The 19,411-nt window shown below is 44.3% G+C and carries 17 protein-coding genes; 11 read left to right on the forward strand and 6 right to left on the reverse strand.

Features of this window, described 5'->3' with window-relative positions:
• Positions 1–137 precede the first annotated feature (137 nt).
• Positions 138–1,316, forward strand: coding sequence for a tetratricopeptide repeat protein (locus GQA99_RS17255; protein ID WP_160056003.1), 1,179 nt, complete (start codon positions 138–140; stop codon positions 1,314–1,316).
• Positions 1,317–1,471: 155 nt separating this feature from the next.
• On the opposite strand, the gene ohr is transcribed toward GQA99_RS17255, so the two are convergent.
• Entirely contained in the window at positions 1,472–1,894 is a 423-nt protein-coding gene (gene ohr, locus GQA99_RS17260; RefSeq protein WP_160056005.1) for an organic hydroperoxide reductase Ohr, read from the reverse strand.
• 323 nt (positions 1,895–2,217) lie between these two features.
• Here ohr and GQA99_RS17265 point away from each other — a divergent pair, with 323 nt between their 5' ends.
• The gene (locus GQA99_RS17265; protein ID WP_160056007.1) at positions 2,218–3,972 is read left to right on the forward strand and encodes an alkaline phosphatase D family protein; all 1,755 of its coding nucleotides are present in this window, start codon (positions 2,218–2,220) and stop codon (positions 3,970–3,972) included.
• Between the two features lie 83 nt (positions 3,973–4,055).
• On the opposite strand, the gene GQA99_RS17270 is transcribed toward GQA99_RS17265, so the two are convergent.
• The 4 genes from GQA99_RS17270 to arfB all read right to left on the reverse strand — a co-directional run bounded on the left by GQA99_RS17270 (position 4,056) and on the right by arfB (position 6,522).
• On the reverse strand, positions 4,056–5,063 hold the full coding sequence (locus GQA99_RS17270; RefSeq protein ID WP_160056009.1) for a class I SAM-dependent rRNA methyltransferase: 1,008 nt from the start codon (positions 5,061–5,063) through the stop codon (positions 4,056–4,058).
• Positions 5,064–5,153: 90 nt separating this feature from the next.
• Positions 5,154–5,546 carry a DUF3859 domain-containing protein gene (locus GQA99_RS17275; protein ID WP_160056011.1) on the reverse strand — a complete coding sequence of 131 codons (393 nt, stop codon included), beginning with the start codon at positions 5,544–5,546 and terminating at the stop codon, positions 5,154–5,156.
• Between the two features lie 6 nt (positions 5,547–5,552).
• Positions 5,553–6,005, reverse strand: a complete 453-nt coding sequence (gene aroQ / locus GQA99_RS17280; protein ID WP_160056013.1) for a type II 3-dehydroquinate dehydratase — start codon at positions 6,003–6,005, stop codon at positions 5,553–5,555.
• Positions 6,006–6,105: 100 nt separating this feature from the next.
• Positions 6,106–6,522: an alternative ribosome rescue aminoacyl-tRNA hydrolase ArfB gene (gene arfB / locus GQA99_RS17285; RefSeq protein WP_160056015.1), complete on the reverse strand. Its 417-nt coding sequence runs from the start codon at positions 6,520–6,522 to the stop codon at positions 6,106–6,108.
• A gap of 263 nt (positions 6,523–6,785) precedes the next feature.
• Here arfB and GQA99_RS17290 point away from each other — a divergent pair, with 263 nt between their 5' ends.
• The 7 genes from GQA99_RS17290 to GQA99_RS17320 all read left to right on the forward strand — a co-directional run bounded on the left by GQA99_RS17290 (position 6,786) and on the right by GQA99_RS17320 (position 14,311).
• On the forward strand, positions 6,786–7,151 hold the full coding sequence (locus GQA99_RS17290) for a SpoIIAA family protein (protein WP_160056017.1): 366 nt from the start codon (positions 6,786–6,788) through the stop codon (positions 7,149–7,151).
• A gap of 69 nt (positions 7,152–7,220) precedes the next feature.
• Positions 7,221–7,397: a DUF3012 domain-containing protein gene (locus GQA99_RS17295; RefSeq protein WP_160056019.1), complete on the forward strand. Its 177-nt coding sequence runs from the start codon at positions 7,221–7,223 to the stop codon at positions 7,395–7,397.
• A gap of 44 nt (positions 7,398–7,441) precedes the next feature.
• The gene (locus GQA99_RS17300; RefSeq protein ID WP_160056062.1) at positions 7,442–7,852 is read left to right on the forward strand and encodes a hypothetical protein; all 411 of its coding nucleotides are present in this window, start codon (positions 7,442–7,444) and stop codon (positions 7,850–7,852) included.
• A gap of 174 nt (positions 7,853–8,026) precedes the next feature.
• The gene (locus GQA99_RS17305; protein ID WP_229785945.1) at positions 8,027–9,301 is read left to right on the forward strand and encodes an efflux RND transporter periplasmic adaptor subunit; all 1,275 of its coding nucleotides are present in this window, start codon (positions 8,027–8,029) and stop codon (positions 9,299–9,301) included.
• Positions 9,302–9,317: 16 nt separating this feature from the next.
• Complete coding sequence (locus tag GQA99_RS17310; protein ID WP_160056021.1) at positions 9,318–12,518, forward strand: efflux RND transporter permease subunit; 3,201 nt, start codon at positions 9,318–9,320, stop codon at positions 12,516–12,518.
• A gap of 201 nt (positions 12,519–12,719) precedes the next feature.
• A complete protein-coding gene (locus GQA99_RS17315) occupies positions 12,720–13,094 on the forward strand; it encodes a BlaI/MecI/CopY family transcriptional regulator (protein ID WP_160056023.1) in 375 nt (124 codons plus the stop codon).
• Positions 13,094–14,311 carry a M56 family metallopeptidase gene (locus GQA99_RS17320; RefSeq protein ID WP_160056025.1) on the forward strand — a complete coding sequence of 406 codons (1,218 nt, stop codon included), beginning with the start codon at positions 13,094–13,096 and terminating at the stop codon, positions 14,309–14,311. The genes GQA99_RS17315 and GQA99_RS17320 overlap by 1 nt, the downstream gene beginning before the upstream one ends.
• Positions 14,312–14,372: 61 nt before the next feature.
• Here the strand turns inward: GQA99_RS17320 and GQA99_RS17325 are convergent, their stop codons facing one another.
• Positions 14,373–15,581, reverse strand: coding sequence for a potassium/proton antiporter (locus GQA99_RS17325; RefSeq protein WP_160056027.1), 1,209 nt, complete (start codon positions 15,579–15,581; stop codon positions 14,373–14,375).
• Between the two features lie 394 nt (positions 15,582–15,975).
• Between GQA99_RS17325 and GQA99_RS17330 the strand changes: the two genes are divergently transcribed.
• Positions 15,976–16,296 carry a hypothetical protein gene (locus GQA99_RS17330; protein WP_160056029.1) on the forward strand — a complete coding sequence of 107 codons (321 nt, stop codon included), beginning with the start codon at positions 15,976–15,978 and terminating at the stop codon, positions 16,294–16,296.
• 230 nt (positions 16,297–16,526) lie between these two features.
• Positions 16,527–19,343, forward strand: a complete 2,817-nt coding sequence (locus GQA99_RS17335; RefSeq protein WP_160056031.1) for a beta-helix domain-containing protein — start codon at positions 16,527–16,529, stop codon at positions 19,341–19,343.
• Positions 19,344–19,411 lie beyond the last annotated feature (68 nt).

Here is a 19,411-nt window from a genome sequence, read left to right on the forward strand (position 1 = left end):
TTGTTGATCTTTCAAGATGAATGTTTTCACCAAAGACCAACATCCCTGATTACTGCTTAGTCAAAATAGGCTGTCTTGCCATGTAGAGACATTTGCTTCATATTTAAGCAATGAATCAACTACATGGAATGTTGTTAATGCCCTTATCAAGTCATCTGCTATTCAGTTGGCGCAATATTATGTTGTGCCTACTGATGAGTTTATTAAGTGCTTGTTCACTGCATCCTGCTAACGACCAACAATCAACGGCTTTGCCTTCGTTTAATTATTCATTGGTGTCAGCTGAGCTGGTTAATGATGTGCCAGCCACCTCAAGCTTAACGTATTTAACCTTATCGCAGCGAGATGAGTTAGCCGCTTTTGTCTTGAGGGACAGTATTAAAGCATTACCAGATCGATTAAAAGTAGCCGAATTTATCAATTATAAAATGATGAATTTTAATTACGAAGGGCAAAATTATACCAGTACAGAATCTTGGGAAAACCAGTCTGGTAACTGTATGGCGTTGGCACTATTAACCTATTCGGTAGCAAAAGAGCTTAACGTGCATACTGTGTTTCAAGTAGTGCATGCCGCGCCAATACTGACCAATATTACGTCTGATATTCTTGTCACTTCAGACCATGTACGCACATTTTTGTATGATGAAAAACCTGATGGGCACTTTTTGAGTGGTAGCGTGGCGACGGTGATTGATTATTTCCCCGATCGCTTTGATAGAACGGGCGCAATCGTATCGGAGAAGCAATTTCTGGCAATGTTTTATCGTAATTTGGCGGCAGACGCCATGCTCGAAAAGCAATATCAACAAGCGTTTTTACTGCTGAATAAAGGGTTAACGCTGGCCCCAGATTACGAAGCATTAATCAATATGATGGCCATTACTCACCGTCGTTTAGGCGATGAACACACGGCTGAAAAACTGTATCGCTACGCCTTAGCCATTAATACAAATTCGATCAGTGTATTAAGCAATTATCGTTTGTTGTTGGAATTGCAAAATAGAACCGCTGAAGCACAGAACATTAATCAACATTTGTTAGCAATAGAGTCGAGTAACCCATACAGCTATTACAGTTTAGGTATTGAAGCGCTCGAGTTTAAAGATTATAAGACTACCGTTATATTTTTAGAAAAGTTTATCGACAGTGCGCCGTATTTTCATCCTGCATACTATGCGCTTGCCCGGGCTCACGTTGGTTTAGGACAGCATAAAAAGGCGCAAGATATTTTACAACAGGCGATAGCGTTAACTGACATGCCTGCCAGTAAGCGCAACTATTTAGCTAAGCTTAATATGCTTAAAGATAAGTAACTTGAGCTCGGGATACATGTTGATTTTAAATAACATAAATTCATCCCTTATCCCGAACTCAGGTTAAATAATCTGAACGATAAATAACAAAAAACCAAGACAAATAAATGTCCTGGTTTTCTTGTTTTTAAACCACTGGAATTAACTCAGACAGCTTAAATTGCTTGGCCATTAACGGTTAATTTCACATCAATGTTGCCACGTACTGCATTTGAATATGGGCAAACTTGGTGTGCGGTTTTAACCAGCTTTTCTGCTGCTTCCTGGTCTAAATCAAGTTCAACAGCAAGGGCGACTGTAAGTGCAAATCCGCCATTCTCGTTAGGGCCAATGCCTACTGTTGCTGTGGTTGGTGCCGCTTTGATAGCCACTTTTCCTTGGCTAGCAACGTGCAATATTGCGTTTGAGAAACATGCGGCATAACCTGCGGCAAACAATTGTTCTGGGTTAGTAAACTCGCCGCTGCCGCCCATTTCTTTTGGGTAACTTAATTGTAAGTCGACTTTTTTGTCGTCGGTAGAAACTTGACCATTACGGCCGGCTAATGCTGTTGCTGAAGTGGTGTATAACGTTGACATAATAAACCTCGTGTATAAGTAAACTATTTTAAGTTGTGTGCGATTTAGGTTGTGCACAATCTAATTGTGTTCACTATAACTAAGCGAAAATTAAAATGCAACTACATTGTGTACAATTTAATATATAAGCCAGTTAGCCTCACGTTAAAAAGCCGCGTATGAATAGGCATTATTTGCAAATCGTTAACAGGGGCAGGCAAGGTGGGCTTGTCATGGTTTTGTCACTGTAATGTCATCGTTTACTTTCACAATAGCCACTCATTAGACCTCTTTGGCTATGACTGACATAGCCGCATGTGAACAATAAAAATAAGGATATATTTATGAAACGGTTTGTAACTCGTCGTGATTTTTTGGCTATGTCGGCCAAAGGTGTCGGTGCTGTTGTGGTGTCTTACGGTTTAATGGGCTGTAATAGTGATGATGACGATGTTATTTCTGGCCAGTTTTTACAAGGTGTTGCCAGTGGTGACCCGGCAACAGATGCCGTGATCTTATGGACGCGCGTCACTCCAGATACACAAGGCGATATTACGGTGTCATGGGAGGTCGCAACAAACAGTGACTTTACTGATTTGGTCACAAATGGCCAAACCGTCACCAATGACAGCCGTGACTACACCGTTAAAATTGATGCGGTGGGATTAGTGGCCGGCCAACAATATTTTTATCGCTTCAAAGCAGGCGAAAACGTATCGGAGGTGGGGCAAACTCGCACTTTACCACAGGGCAGTGTTGATTCGGTTAAGCTTGCGGTAATGTCGTGTGCTAATTTCCCTGCAGGTTATTTCAATGTGTACGAAATGGCCGCTCAGCAAGATGATTTAGATGCAGTGGTGCATTTAGGGGATTACCTATATGAGTATGCTCGTGGTGAATATGCCAGCGAAAATGCTGCCGCATTAGGTCGTGAAGTTTTACCTGAAGGTGAGCTGTTTCTATTAGCCGATTACCGTACTCGTTATAGCCAATACCGAAGCGATGCCAGTTTACAAAAGCTGCATGCCAAAGTGCCGTTTATTACGGTGTGGGACGACCATGAAGTTGCCAATGACACCTGGAAAGACGGCGCAGAAAATCATAACGACGGTGAAGGTGATTTTGATGAGCGCAAAGCCGCTGCCTTGCAAGCTTATTTTGAGTGGCTGCCAATCCGCCCCTGGAGCGAAGGTAATCATGAAGAAATCTACAGAAGTTTTAATTTCGGTAACTTGGTTGATTTGCACATGCTCGATACTCGTGTGCTGGGTCGCGATAAACAATTAGAATACGGCGACTACATTGACCCTGCTACCGGTTCGTTTAACAGCGACACGTTTTTGGCTGCGGTCACCGACACCAATCGCACGCTACTTGGGCAAACACAACTATTGTGGCTACAACAAACCTTGTTGCAGAGTACAGCTAAATGGCAGGTATTAGGACAACAGGTGTTAATGGGTAAAATGTTAATGCCCGCCGCCATTGCAACTCAGCAAATGAGTATTCCACAATTTGCTGAGCTGGCCGGCATTGCCCAATTGGCAGGGCGAGCACAAGCTGGGGACAGCACATTAACGGCAGAACAACTGGCGTACCTACAAGCTAATCAAGATAAGCTGACCCCAGAGGTGATGGCGTTATTACAATTGCCATCGATTCCGTACAATTTAGACGCGTGGGACGGTTACGCCTACGAGCGTGAAGTGATTTACGCGACCGCCAAATCGTTAAATCATAATTTAGTGGTAATTGCGGGCGACACCCATAATGCCTGGGCAAGTGAGTTAACAGACACCAACGGAAGTGTCGTGGGTGTTGAATTTGCTACCAGCTCAGTATCGTCACCTGGGCTCGAGTATTACTTAGGTTTGTCTGATGCTGAGATGCCTGCAACCGAAGCAGCCATCGTGGGCTTAATTAGCGACCTTAAATACGCTAACTTAAAAGATCGCGGTTATTTATTACTGACTTTCACAGCTGATGCAGTACGCAGTGATTGGCAATACGTGGATACCATTTTAGACAAAAGCTTTACGAGTTTAGATGCGCGTAATTACAGCGCAACGAGTGCCGTGGGTAATCCACAAATCTCGTAAGCCAGCTTTTGGGTTACCCAAAACAATTAAGCCACCTTTTGGGTGGCTGAATTGTTTGTCGTCAATAGTCGATAGACTGTCGATTAATCTATCGTCAGCACGACAATTTTTAATGGGTGATTATCATCAAATGCAGGGAAGTCTTGATGGCAGTCTAACCACTGTGTTGCAGTGACTTTACGGCCCTGTTTTTCAACGCAGCGCACCAGGCTGTCATACCATGCCTGACGATCCACTTTGGCGACATTATTACAACACACAATTTTACCACCAGCTTTAGTGGTGAGCACTGCGGGTTTAAATAACCCCTGGTAATCATTCACTAAATCAACAATGCCAAAGGCGCTTTTAGCAAAGCGTGGTGGGTCTAAAAACACTAAATCAAATTGCATGGCCCGCAGTTTTGGGTATTTAGGCAGTTTTTGATTGCGACGTCCGCCAACCGGTAAACCCGCTAATTGACGCAGCGCCGGAAACGCATCGCTTTGCACAAACTCACACACATCTGTGACCTTGTTTAACTCGGCATTTTTTTGCCCTGCTGCTAATGCAAATGATGAAAAATCGACATTCATCACTTTACGCGCGCCGCCCATGGCTGCGGCAATACCAATGCCACAAGTGTACGAAAACAGGTTGAGCACGGTTTTACCATTACTGTTGTCACACACATATTCACGACCAATGCGCATGTCTAAAAATAACAGCGGGTCTTGACCTTCGTGGCGTAGCTTAGAGGTAAACAGAATGCCGTTTTCACGGATAACTTGTTCGGTTTGGGCGTAATCCTGGGCTTCGTTTACGCCAGCGTTGGCGACTCGCGAGTGGCTGCCTGAGCGATCGTTGTAAACGATATGAAAGTCAGCATGAGCGGTCAGCACACTTGAAATCTCTGCCAGTTGCTCGTCTGATAATGTCTGGTGAAATGTTTGGATTAGCCACGCATCGCCGTAACGGTCAATATTGAGGCCATTTTCGCCTTCTACAGTGCCATGAAATACCCGATAACAATCGGTGTTATGTTGCTTAGCGTGCTCAAAAAAAGCAGCGCGTTTCACTAACGCATCAGTTAAAACAGCTTGAATAGACATGGGCACTCGATAATGGCGGGGCAATTTTGCGCGGAGTATAGCAAATAATCACCTTGAATGTGGTAGCGAGATTAACGATAACGCTTCACTTTATTCGGGGAGATATACCTTAAAGGTTTTATCGGCAACAATTTTGCCATTGAGCTCTAAGGTCATTCGCCAGTTACCCTGCTTATTACTCACTGGAGCCCAAATGCAATCACCCAAGTAAAAGCGCCAATCATTTTCTTTGATATAAACCGTTCCATCAAACGGTGGTCTCACATTGCCATTGTCGTCTGGAATATCAGGATGATATATGCAGTAAGTCAACACCTGGTTTTTGGCTTTTTTGATCCGAGCAATAAAGCCAAACTCAGTATCAATAACGGCGGGAACGTGAACTGTAGCCTCTAAAAAACGTGGCAAGTCATCGCTCTCGCTATTCCATTGACTGAATATGCCGCTATAAATAATGCTGACTTCGGCTTTTAGCTTACTCAAATCAGATTAACCTTTGCTGTGCTCTTTTAGGTACTTAATGGCCGCTTGCAGGGCAAAGTCATAGCCTTGTGCGCCTAGGCCGCAAATAACCCCTTGGGCTTTGTCTGAAAAATACGAATGGTGTCTAAAAGGTTCGCGCGCATGCACATTGGATAAATGCACTTCAATAAACGGAATGGCAACGCCGAGTATCGCGTCACGCAGGGCTACACTGGTGTGGGTAAATGCAGCAGGATTGATGATAATAAACTGGGCATCGGTTGCATGAATCGCATCAATAAGCTGGTATTCAGCGTTCGATTGAATGTGCTCTAACGTGACACCAACCTGGTTTGCGGCATCGGTTAAATCGCTCACAATAGTGGCTAAGGTTTGATGGCCATAGTGACCCGGCTCGCGACGGCCAAGCAAATTTAGATTAGGGCCGTTAATCACTAAAACTTTGGCTGTGCTGCTCATGGGACTTCCTGTGTTGTGGGCGATAAGCGAGTGAGTCCATTCTTACTGAAGATGCGCGCGTGGTAAACCTAAAAATGTTCATCTCACGGCTAAATATGCATTAGTAGCCGGTTTTATTTTGGCGCATGGCTTTGGTGGCACCACGCTGCTTTTTGGTTTCTATCCGTCTTGTTTGGCTGCCTTTGGTCGCTTTGGTCGGTATACGCTTCTTTTGTACAATGCCGACACTTTTTACCAGCTCAATAAATTGTTCTAACGCGGTTTGGCGATTAAAATCCTGGCTACGTGATTGCTGACACTTAATGATGATCTTTCCGCTTTTGGTAATGCGGTGATCGGCCTTTGCTAATAGCTTTTGTTGATAAAATTCAGGCAATGACGATGACGCAATATCAAAGCTAAGCTGGGCCGCTGTTGATACCTTATTAACATTTTGACCGCCAGCGCCACTTGAGCGAACAAACTGCCATTCAATTTCGTTGTCTTGCAATATGACTCGTTGAGTAATTTGTATCATTCTGTTGAGGAAGTCCCCTTAAATTTATTCAATATCAGGTCATTATACCGTAATAGGGCATGTATTTCAGCGGTGGCCATTTATGAGTCTTAGCGTTAACTCGCCACGACACCAGTAAAACTCTGACTGCGCTCTGAGTTATTACATATTTAATGAAATCAATTGCAGAGTTTTGCTATCATAAGCGCCATTATTGCTTTACACGATAGCATCAGCGTATAAAGCCTGTTCTATCGCCTGATGATCAGGCTGGAGTTAGCGTTATGTTGTGTCAAATCCCCGATATTACCAAGGGTGTCATTAGTTTATTTGTCAGTGGTCGCTTATCTGCGCCAGATTACCGTACCCGTTTACAACCTGCTATTCGTGCCTATCGTAAAGATTGGGACCAGGTGTGTTTGTATATCGAAGCCGACGTATTGCTTGAAGGCTGGGATTTTGGTTCATTAACCGGCAGTGGTGAAGTGCAATTACCTGCTTTTGATGCGCTAGTGTTTGTTGGCGGCCCAGATTGGGTGGGTAATGCTGTACGTTTAATGGGACCATTTATGCAAGGTGAGGTAGCATGGTTTCCATTATCGCAAAAACAAGATGCTATTGCGTGGATTGCTAAACGTTCAAAGTGTTAGTTTATGGTTTGCTGGTACCGAAAAGGGTCAACAAATTCCGAATATTTATTAGAAAAGGATAGCTTATTTATGTCTTTATCAAAATTAGTTGCCGCTTCAAGCGCATTGTTATTAACTCTTAGCCTTACCGCTTGTGCACCTGAAGTAGGCAGCGATGCTTGGTGTAAGCAAATGAAAGAAAAAGAAAGTGGTGATTGGACTGCCAATGAAGCAGCTGATTACGCTAAGCACTGCGTATTTAAATAATATCGTTTAGGAGTGGGTGGTTGAGTCATACCGTTTTGCCTTTTATGGCTAACATAGCCAAATTATTGATTGCTTTAGTTCTACTGCAATTTGTGGGTGCCAATTTAGGTGCGCATCAATTACACGCGGGTAACAGCAGCGAAGAGCAAAATAACCATCCACATCTTCAGTTTACTACCGAAGTGATAAGCCTTGTTGAGTGTGTCGATTGTGCTTGTGCACTTGACGGTTCATTACTGCATTCGGTAAATGATGATCATCAGCATGCTGACAATGTTACCGATGTTGAGCAAGTTGATGTCTGTTTAGATTGTCAGTGTCATGGTGGTCATGTGGCACTTGCTAAGCTTAACGATAATGTTGTTAGTGAACATTTTCATGACCTTTTTGCCGATACCAAACTTAACTATTTACCTCCTGAGTCTTTCCCTACTTATCGCCCTCCTATCGTTTAATCCCTTTAAAACACGTTTTTACTGTTTAGCTTCACCTCTATATTCGCTGTTATTGTGCTAATGAATGCTTTTTTGCATTCCATCATGTCGTAATATCTCGCTCGAATGACGGTGGCTAAGCCTATTTCCGTTGATATTTATTGTCGACGGTCTAGATTGTTTTTAGGATTAACCATGAAAATCAAATCAGTCCCAGCACTACCTTTATTGGCAGCATTAAATGCCAACGCTATATTGAGCCATTTAGTGAGTCGTGCTCAGTTTAATGTTGCGCCATGCACTCAGCTCATCTCTCCGTCAAGCATTCGACAATATGACCGCACTAACTCTAGCGTTTCGCGGGCATTATTGTTCAGTGCAGCGTTATTGTTATCATTATTTGCACTGTCTAGTTCGGCTGTGCAAGCCAGCAGTGAATCAACAGAGGCCGATCATCAAGAGTCGTTGTTAACCTTAAGTGCAGAGCAGCGCCAACTCGCGGGAGTGGAAGTGGCACAGTTAAGTGCGACCGCGTTTAATTTACAGGCTGTAGCTACCGCTCAGCTGGTTGTTGATAAAGACAAAACCATCACCATAGCGCCGCAATTAGATATGCAGGTACTTAAGCGCCATGTGGTGCCAGGGCAACAGGTGCAAAAAGGCCAACCATTATTGACTATCGGCGGGGCGGATATTGCTGCGGCGCAAGCCGATTACGTTAATGCTGCGATGGAGTGGGATCGCATAAAGCGCATGAGCCAAGGCACCATTAGTGCCAGCCAGCGGATGCAAACCGAAGTCAACGCAGAGCTTAAACGGGCCATTTTACAGTCGGTAATGATGTCCACAAAACAGATAGCCGAGCTAGCAACATCGCCAAGTTCAATTGGTCAGTTTCAGTTATTGGCTCCCATAAATGGTCGGGTTCAGCAAGATATTGCCACGTTAGGACAAGTGCTAACCGCGGGCACATCTTTGATGCAACTGACCGATGAATCGTATTTGTGGGTAGAGGCAGAACTGACGCCATTACAAGCAGATCAAGTCAACATGGGCACCGATGTTTTGGTGCGAGTGGGAAGCCGTACTCGAGAGGGGGTCATTATTGGGCGTTCGCATGAAATTAACTCGCAAACCCGCACTGAGCAAGTATTAGTGCGTATGGCAAACCCAGGCCATGACTTACATGCTGGCGAGTTTGCCGAATTATACCTTGCAGCAAATCAAGGGGCTGAGCCGCTTGGATTTATTGTGCCAGATGCGGCGTTAACACGCGGTGGTGATGGTGATTGGCAGGTGTTCATAGAGCAAGACGGTGGATTTAGTGCAGTAGAGGTTTCTGTGGTTGAGCGTCAACGCGGACTGAGTTTTATTCGTGGTTTAACACCACAAACTCGCGTTGTTGTATCTGGTGCTTTTTTCTTAGCATCTGAGCAAGCCAAATCTGGCTTTGATATCCATAACCACTAAGCGCTAAGGCATCATAATGTTATATAAATTAATTGAGATTGCCGTTGAAAAGCGGTTATTGGTGTTACTTGGATTACTGGTCACTGTGGTGGCATCGGTATTCATGTTACCTAAGTTAAATCTAGATGCGTTTCCGGATGTCACCAATGTGCAGGTGACCATTAATACTGAAGCTGAAGGTTTGGCGGCAGAAGAGGTTGAGAAGCTGATTAGCTATCCTGTCGAATCGGCAATGTATGCATTACCGGCGGTGACCGAGGTGCGTTCATTATCGCGTACGGGCTTATCGTTAGTGACTGTGGTGTTTGCCGACGGAACCGATATTTATTTTGCACGTCAGCAAGTGTTTGAACAACTGCAAGCTGCAAAAGAGTCGATTCCTGCGGGTGTCGGCATACCTGAAATTGGTCCAAACACCTCAGGTTTAGGGCAAATTTATCAATACATTTTACGGGCGGAACCCGAAACCAATATCAGCGCATCTGAGCTGCGGAGCTTAAATGACTATTTAGTGAAGCTGATCTTAATGCCTGTGAGTGGGGTGACTGAAGTGCTGTCATTTGGCGGCGAGGTGTTGCAATACCAAGTGCAAGTTGACCCCAATAAACTGCGCAGTTATGGCTTGTCGATGACCCAAGTTAGCCAAGCATTGGAAAGTAATAACCGTAATGCTGGTGGTTGGTTTATGGACCAAGGCCAAGAGCAATTAGTGGTTCGTGGTTATGGTTTGTTGCCCGCTGGCGACGCAGGTTTACAAGCCATTGCCGATATACCGTTAACCGAAATCAAAGGCACGCCAATTCGAGTGGCTGACATTGCCACCGTGGCATTTGGTAGCGAAATCAGAGTAGGCGCAGTGACCATGTCGCGAAGGCAGACTGCTGATAATGGCTCGTCATCCGATTTACAAGCGCTAGGTGAAGTGGTTGCAGGCGTTGTGCTTAAACGCATGGGCGCCAATACCAAAGCCACCATTGATGACATCAATTCACGTATTAGTTTAATTGAGCAATCCTTGCCAAAAGGCGTGTCATTTGAGGTATTTTACGACCAGGCGGATTTAGTCGATAAAGCGGTCTCGACAGTGGTTGAAGCGCTATTGATGGCCTTTGGATTTATCGTGATTATTTTGGCGTTGTTTCTGGTCAATATACGGGCGACATTGTTGGTATTACTGTCGATCCCAGTGTCAATCGGGATCGCGCTATTGATCATGTCTTACTATGGCATGTCGGCTAATTTAATGTCTTTAGGTGGTCTTGTTGTCGCGATCGGTATGCTAGTTGATGGTTCAGTGGTGATGGTCGAAAACATCTTTAAACATGTCAGCGGCGAAACTGGCGCCAACCAATCTACTGAAGCTCATGTTGATAGTGATGTAGATAGTGAGTCAGAATCTCAAACCCAAAGCATGGCGATTAGGATCATGCTGGCGGCAAAAGAAGTGTGCAGCCCTATCTTCTTTGCAACAGCGATTATCATCGTAGTATTTATGCCGTTATTTGCCCTTGAAGGCGTTGAAGGTAAGTTATTTCAACCTATGGCTGTGAGCATTATTCTAGCGATGATGGCTGCATTAGTGGTGGCGTTATTTGCGGTGCCTGCATTGGCGGTATTTCTGTTTAAACGCGGTATTGTAGTGCGTCAAAGCAAAGTGTTGGCCCCCATTGATGCAGTCTATCGACGAGTACTGACACTGGTGCTATCAAGCCCTAAATCGGTGATGTTAGCGGCAGTTGTTTTGTTTGCTGCAAGCATGCTGTTATTGCCAAAACTCGGTACCGAATTTGTGCCAGAATTAGAAGAGGGCACGATTAATTTACGGGTGACACTTGCGCCTACAGCCAGTTTGGCCACTTCGATTAATGTAGCGCCTAAAATTGAAGCCATGCTGCTGGAGTTTCCCGAGGTCGAATATGCGTTAAGTCGAATCGGGGCTCCCGAACTTGGCGGCGACCCTGAACCTGTGAGTAATATTGAAATATATATTGGTCTTAAGCCTATAGAGCAATGGACATCGGCAAGCTCGCGCTTTGAGCTACAGCGTTTGATGGAGCAACGGCTTTCGATATTTCCAGGATTATTGTTAACCTTTTCACAACCGATAGCGACTCGAGTCGATGAGTTGTTATCGGGCGTTAAAGCGCAGTTAGCGATTAAGATATTTGGTCCAGATTTGAGCATATTGTCGGAAAAAGGTCAGGTGTTAACCGATTTAGTCGCTGCCATTCCTGGTGCGGTTGATGTGTCGCTAGAGCAAGTCAGCGGTGAAGCTCAGCTAGTGGTGCGGCCTAAACGTGAAGTCCTTGCCCGCTATGGTATTAGCGTCGATGAAGTCATGAGTTTGGTGACTCAAGGTATTGGTGGCAACAGTGCAGGCCAAGTGATTGATGGTAACGCCCGTTACGACATTAACCTGCGATTAGCAGCGCAATATCGTAATGCGCCAGATGTGATTGAAGACTTACTGCTCAGTGGTGCCAATGGCGCGATTGTACGCTTGGGCGATCTCGCTGATGTGGTGATTGAAATGGCGCCGCCGAATATTCGTCGTGACGATGTACAGCGCCGAGTGGTGGTGCAAGCCAACGTATCGGGGCGTGATATGGGTTCGGTGGTCAACGATATTTATGCCATTGTGCCGCAAGCGGAGTTACCTGCGGGCTATACGGTTGTGGTGGGCGGCCAATATGAAAACCAGCAACGGGCGCAACAAAGGCTAATGTTGGTGGTGCCCATTTCTATCGCACTTATTGGTTTATTGTTGTATTTCTCGTTTGGGTCACTCAAACAGGTGGCATTGATTATGGCTAACGTGCCATTGGCATTAATCGGCGGCGTGGTGGCTTTATATGGCACTGGCACTTATTTGTCGGTGCCTAGTTCAATCGGCTTTATCACCTTGTTTGGTGTTGCGGTGTTGAATGGTGTGGTGCTGGTGGACTCGATTAACCAGCGCAGGCAATCATCAGATGAAAGCCTGTACGACAGTGTTTATCAAGGTACGGTAGGGCGGTTACGTCCGGTGTTAATGACAGCACTCACCTCTGCATTGGGGCTAATACCTATCTTGTTATCATCTGGTGTGGGCAGTGAAATTCAACAACCATTAGCGGTGGTGATCATTGGCGGCTTGTTTAGCTCAACGGCTTTGACTTTACTGGTGTTGCCGACGGTTTATCAGTGGTTGTATAACGATAAACGCTCATCGACGTAACGATCAATATAAAGCCTGTTAGTTAGATAAAAGTTCAATCTTAAGCCTAATCATCTAATTAGGCTTTTTCATTTTTATTCGTAAATTGCTTAAAAATAAACCTTGCTTATTTAAGATTACAGTTGTAATTTAAGTAAATGGATTACATTTGTAATCCATTTTTTGGCCAAACAAGTTCTAACAACAAATGAGCGGTATCACATGAAAGAAATCAGCAATAGTGAATTAGTCGTGCTGCAGCAGCTTTGGCAGCAGTCGCCATTGACCTCAAGTGAGATTGTGGATGCCTTAGAACATAGTCACGATATGCATGAAAAAACGGTTAAAACCTTGCTCAATCGCTTAGTTAAAAAACAAGCTGTGAGCTTTGAAAAACAAGGGCGGGTTTACCATTACTCACCATTAATTGCCGAGCAAGAATATACGCTGAAAGAATCTCTGTCGTTTGTTGAACGTATGTTTGCAGGTAAATTAACTCCATTGGTGGCTGGTTTTGCTCAAAAAAATAAGTTGTCTGCTGACGATGTTGCTGAACTGCAAACCTTACTTGATGACTGGAAAAAGGAGCAAAAGTGATGATTAATTGGTTTATGGAACAAACCATTTCACTGAGCGTAGTGTGTATGGTGTTATTGGTTTCGCACCGTCTTTTACTGTCTAAACTAGGCGCACACTACACCTATTTTATGTGGATCATAGTGCCAGTATTCATGTTTGCCGATGTATTACAAATGCTATTACCCTCGATATTTAACGGATTTTCCAGTAATAATACGTCGGTAATAATGCAGCAATACTACGTGTTTGCGACCGACACGGTTGCATTGTCGGCAGGCTTATTTGACCAGTTATACCTGCCATATCTCTACGGTATCGTCGTGACGGTAATAGTCGCTAATATCGTGATGGAATACGGTTGGTTACAGCAACTCATCCAGCGTGGACGTCAGCTAGATATTCCTTCAGTAAAGCTCAATGTATTAGTCCATCCAGATATTGAATCACCAATGCTAGCAGGAATATTTGCTCCCAGTATTTTAGTGCCAACGAGCTTTACATTACTCGATGAAAGCCAGCAGCAGGCCATTCTTCAACACGAGGTTTATCACTATCAACGTGGCGATGTGTGGAGCAATATTTTGGCTTATGGTTTGACGGTGCTGTTTTGGTTTAATCCATTGATGTGGTTGGCATACCGTCGATTTAGACACGATCAAGAATTGTCTTGTGATGCGCAAGTGACAGCCCACATGGAAGCCCATTCTAAAATTGCCTATAGCAACACGTTATTGGCCTATTCACAACATGCACCATTAAGCATGTTACATACCCATTATGGGGACAAAACTATCTTAAAAGAGAGGATTTTACAGATGAAAAAACAACATGGAAAAAGCACCTTAGTATTGATTGGTATGACATTGGCTATCGGTGTGAGTGCCTTTATGTTTAATCAACAGGTCCATGCCGGTGGTCAAGTGAATATTGCCAATACAACGAGCGACATGGCGTTACCAGTCATTAGAATTGAACCTACTTATCCGATTAATGCTGCTAAAGAAGGGGTAAATGGTTACGTACAAATGTCGTTTGATATTAATCCAGCAGGCAGTGTAGCTAATGTGAATGTGATTAAGGCTTCACCTATAGGGGTGTTTGATACTTCGGCTGTTGAAGCCCTTAAGCAATGGAAGTATCAACCTTCTGCAACTGGGTTTAAAGGCCTACAAGTACAGTTAGATTATGTGATCCATCAACCTGAGAAATCAGTCGAGAGAATCACGGTAAAATAACGAATAACAAAGATACTGAAAATGATTCAATGCCTCATTGCTATGGGGCATTGAATCATTTTTACAAATCAGGCTTTTTAGGCTTTAAGTTTAACTTCAATTTATTCGCCAGCGGCTCAATGGCCGCTCCTTGAACAATGACCGAAATTAGCACGATGAAAAACACCATGTGGATCATTTCTCGCGCGCCTTCAACTCCCGCGGCGGCTGGAATAAGTGCAAATACAATCGGTGTCGCGCCTTTTAATCCAATCATTGATACAAACAAGCGTTTACGCCAACTTGCTTGCCTAAAAGGTAAGTAACATAACTGCACCGCTAATGGCCGAGCGACTAGAATAAGCAGTATTGCAGGCAATAATGAGATAGTGAATACCGGCATTAATTGTTGCGGAAATATCTGTAGCCCTAAAATAATAAACATCAACGACTGTGCTAGCCAAGATATACCATTAAAGAAATGCTTACTGACCTCTGCACCTTTCTTTAAATAGTTACCAATAATGACACCTGCAATGTACACCGCAATTAACTCGTTACCGCCTAAAATTTCAGTGCTGGAAACGGTAATGGCAAATGTCGCCAGGATAAACACCGGGATAAGTCCAAATTCTGGCAGTTTGATGTTGTTTAGTGCCCAAACCGACAATTTACCCATAATGAGGCCGATGACCGCGCCGACACCAATTTGCTGACCTAGGCTTGTGGCGATAGATAACGCCGTTGGCGTGCCGTTAGCGCTATTGATAATAAAGTCGGTGAGCATGATAACCATGAGCAAGGCGATGGGGTCGTTGGTGGCCGATTCGAATTCTAAAATAGTGCCAGTACCGTGTTTTAATTTAAGCTTTTTAGACTCTAATATGGAAAATACCGCCGCCGCATCGGTTGATGACACTACCGCGGCAAACAGCATGCAAGTAATGAGATCAAAATCGAGTAACGCATTCAATATAAAGCCAAAAATCACCGTGGTAAAGATGACGCCCGCGCTCGACAACATGCCGCCTTCTTTCCAGGCAAAGCGAATATGTTTCATCGGGGTATTGAGACCGCCAACAAAGACGATAGTGTTTAGCGCGACAGTACCAATAGTAGATGTGAGCTGAAGGTTGTCGTAAACAAAACCAAATTCACCATTACCAAAAGCCAGGCCAACGCCCATAAAAATCAATAATGATGGTAAACCTAATGTTTTAGATGGGTGATGGAGTAAAATGCCTATTGCAATAAGGATTGATATTCCGAATATAATAATATCTGGTGGCATATTGGCACTCCATAGGCAGGTAAGGCTGTGTATTATGGCTATTTTAGCATTAAATTAGCCTAAACTGGTTTTATGAGCATTTATTAATATTTATTCATACCTTGTCAGTGAGTTGCTGTTTAACTTTATTAAGAGTGTTGTGGATATAACCGCTGATGTTCTCTGTTTATTTTAACGTATTCTGCTAGTGATATTGACTCATAAACAACTTATTTAGCAACCTAATCGAACAAACGGGTCAATTAAGTCTCGTCGTCAAAACTCACTTATAGAGATTAACATTTTTATTACATTTTTTCGGTGCTAATATATTGTATGAGCATTATTTTACAGGCTTAACATGGCCATATTAATCAGTATTTGGGGTGTTAGCATCTGCTGTTTTGGACTGTTTATGCTCCTTAAACCAGTCGCATTTGCTGATGCGATTATTGTCTTTAGTCGCAAACGCTACTTCCATTATTTTGAAATCCTCTCGCGCTTAGCTATTGGTGCAGCCTTGTTATTAGACGCACACAACACTGCGTACCCACTTGTATTTGAGTTTATTGGTAACCTGTTGTTTATAGTTGCTATTGTGTTAGTTTTTATGGCAGAAAAACACCATAAAAAGTTTGCTGTAACCGCCGCAAAACAATGTGTGAGTTGGTTTAAGCCCGCAGGCCTGGCAGCCATAGCGTTTGGTTTATGGACCCTCTACGCAAGTATGATCTAAAGCTTATTTTTGTTGCTAAGATTCAAGCAACGTTATTATTTTGTCTTTTTTGTTAAGATTTTATTCCGCGCTAAATACCCCCTAAGCCGCATGGATATTGGATTTGCATATTTCTGCAATGTTATTGAAATGTTACTGTCATTTTTGCGCAGTCTTTTTGTCATTTTTGCACGTTAGCTTGTCATCCAGCCAACTAACTCACACGCTTACGTCCGTCTTCGGAGATGACAATGGAACTGAAAAATATTTTTAAACTGACTGCTCTTTCTACAGCCCTTGCTGCCACGCTAGGTCTAGCGGGTTGTGGTGGTGATATCAATATCAGCACTGGAAATGAAACCACAACACCTACCACACCGACTACGCCAACAACACCAACCCAGAGTGCTCAAGAATTATCTTACAGCGGCTTTGCGACAAAAAGCGCGACAACGGTTGATGGTAAAGAAGTTTGGGTATTAAAAGGCACACTCGCGCCTTCTGCAGCAGCATCAACCATTAGCACTGGCGGCCAAGATGGCGACAAAATTGTGTTAGGTAATGATGTGGTATGGCAATTAGACGGCGCAGTCGTTGCTGGTGGCGACAACGCAAACTCAGTTGAATTATCGATTTTACCTGGTACTAAACTATTAGGCGGCAGCGATTCTTATTTAGTGATTAGCCGTGGCTCAAAAATCATGGCCGAAGGTACAGCCACTGCACCTATCGTGTTTACCTCGGTTGAAGCTGGTTTAGGTGAAGAAGGTAAGGCCGGTCAATGGGGCGGTTTAGTCTTACTGGGTAATGCGCCGGTGAATACCTGTCCTGATTTAACCAACTGTGCGGCATCATTTGAAGTCGGTAATTACAGCTACGGCGGTAATGACACCGAAGATAACTCTGGTTCAATCAAGTATGTGCGCGTTGAGTTTGGTGGTTTTAAAATTAACGATACCCAGGAAATGAACGGCATCAGCTTTGCGGGTGTTGGTGCAGGCACTGAAGTTGATCATGTACAAGTGCATTTAAATAACGATGACGGCCTTGAATTTTGGGGCGGAAATGTATCGGTTTCTAATGTGGTACTGACCGAAAACTTTGATGACTCGTTAGATTGGACCAACGGTTGGCAAGGCAGTGCTCAGCACGTTTATATTCGTTTGGCTGACAATGGTTCAAACCGTGGTATTGAAGCTGACAGCAACAGCGATGCAGCGGCATCACCTATGTCGCAACCTGCACTGGCTAACATCACCATTCAAGTGGCTAACGGTACCAATAGCGGCGGTGACGATGCTGAAGGTATTTTATTCCGTAAAGGTACTGGCGCTCACGCCTATAACGTATTAGTTAAAGGCGATGTGGATTCTGGCGAGTGTTTAGAAGTGAACGACGATGCCACCGTTAACAATGCCAATACTGCACAGTTAACCATGCAAAACAGCTTAATTGACTGTGTTGAACCCTTTAAAAATGCCAAAGTCGACGCTGCAGCTGGCACGACGTTGGCATTAGATGTTGAAGCCTGGTTTAACGGCCAGGATGGCAACCTGGTAGGCGCTTCTGATTTAACTGACTACATGCCTAATTCATCATCGGTTGCATTAACTGGCGGTAAAGCTGACTTAAGCAACCTTGATGCACGTTTAGATAATGCCGAATACATTGGTGCCTTTGATGGCACAAATGACTGGACAACCGGTTGGACTACCGCCATTCATGACGATGTTGATACTACTCCTGCCGAGCTCCCAGTGATGACCTCTTGCCCAGTGGGCACTACGGCATCTGACGCGGTAGCGGGTTTATATAAAGACGCATCTGTGACCTTAATCTGTACGCTTGAAGGCAACGTGTTAAGCAACACCACACTGCTTGCCGGTCAAAACGTGATGTACAAAATTGATGGCGGCGCAGTGCTGGTAGGTGAAGACAAAGGCACATCAGCAACCCTTGCTATTCAAGCAGGTGCTAAGTTATTTGCGACGTCTAACAGCTATATTGCCGTAAGCCGTGGGTCTAAAATCATGGCTCAAGGCAGCGCTGACTATCCTATTGTGATGACGTCTGAAGAAGATGTGATTGCCGGTGCAACCGCTGACCGTGGTCAGTGGGGTGGTTTGGTTATTTTAGGCAAAGGCTTAACCAATACATGCCCAGATAAAAACGCATGTGATGCTTCGTTCGAAGTCGGTGACTTCCCTTATGGCGGTAACGACAATGCCGATAACAGCGGCCAAATCAGTTACGTGGTTGTTAAGTATGCCGGATTTAAAGTGAACGATACGCAAGAAATGAACGGTATCTCGTTTGCAGCAGTGGGCAGTGGTACGCAAGTTGACCACATTCAAGTGCATGCTAATGGCGATGATGGCGTAGAGTTTTGGGGTGGTGCAGTTAACCTTAAATATGTGTACCTAACTGAAAACTTTGACGATTCATTAGACTGGACTAACGGTTGGACCGGTAAAGCGCAGTTTGTGTACATCACCCATGAAGATGGCAATGCAAACCGTGGTATCGAAGCCGACAGCAATAGCTCAGGCGCAGCGGCAACACCGGTGTCTGCTCCAAAGCTTGCTAACTTCACGATTTTACCGGGTGTTGATACGCCAAATGCTAGCGGCGATAACGGCGAAGGTATCTTACTGCGTGTCGGTACAGCAGGTGAGCTTTACAACATTCTGGTACAAGGTCGTAAAGGCAGCACAGCAGAGACAGAATCAGGCGAGTGTTTAGAGCTTGACGGTTCGGTGTCGAGCCTGGTGGATAACGTTAATGACGGTTCGCTAATGATGACTCACTCAATCATCGATTGTAACGAGCCATTCAAGACATCAGGTACTACCGACATTGATACTGAAACCTGGTTTATGGGCCAAGAAGGTAACTCAACATCAGTGGTGAGCATTACCGACGGCATGCCAGCAGCAAGCGATACAACGCTACTCGGTACAGGTAAGGACTTAAGTATTGATGACAGCTTCTTCGAATCAACCAACTTTATTGGTGCATTCGATGGCCAGACTGACTGGCGTCAAGGTTGGGCTTTTGAGCCACAGTAATCACCTTGATAATCTATACCCAAACAACCTGAAAAACGTATCTTCAAGTTGATTGGGTATGAATCAGT

The organism is Shewanella litoralis, from assembly GCF_009828585.1.
GTDB lineage: Bacteria > Pseudomonadota > Gammaproteobacteria > Enterobacterales > Shewanellaceae > Shewanella > Shewanella litoralis.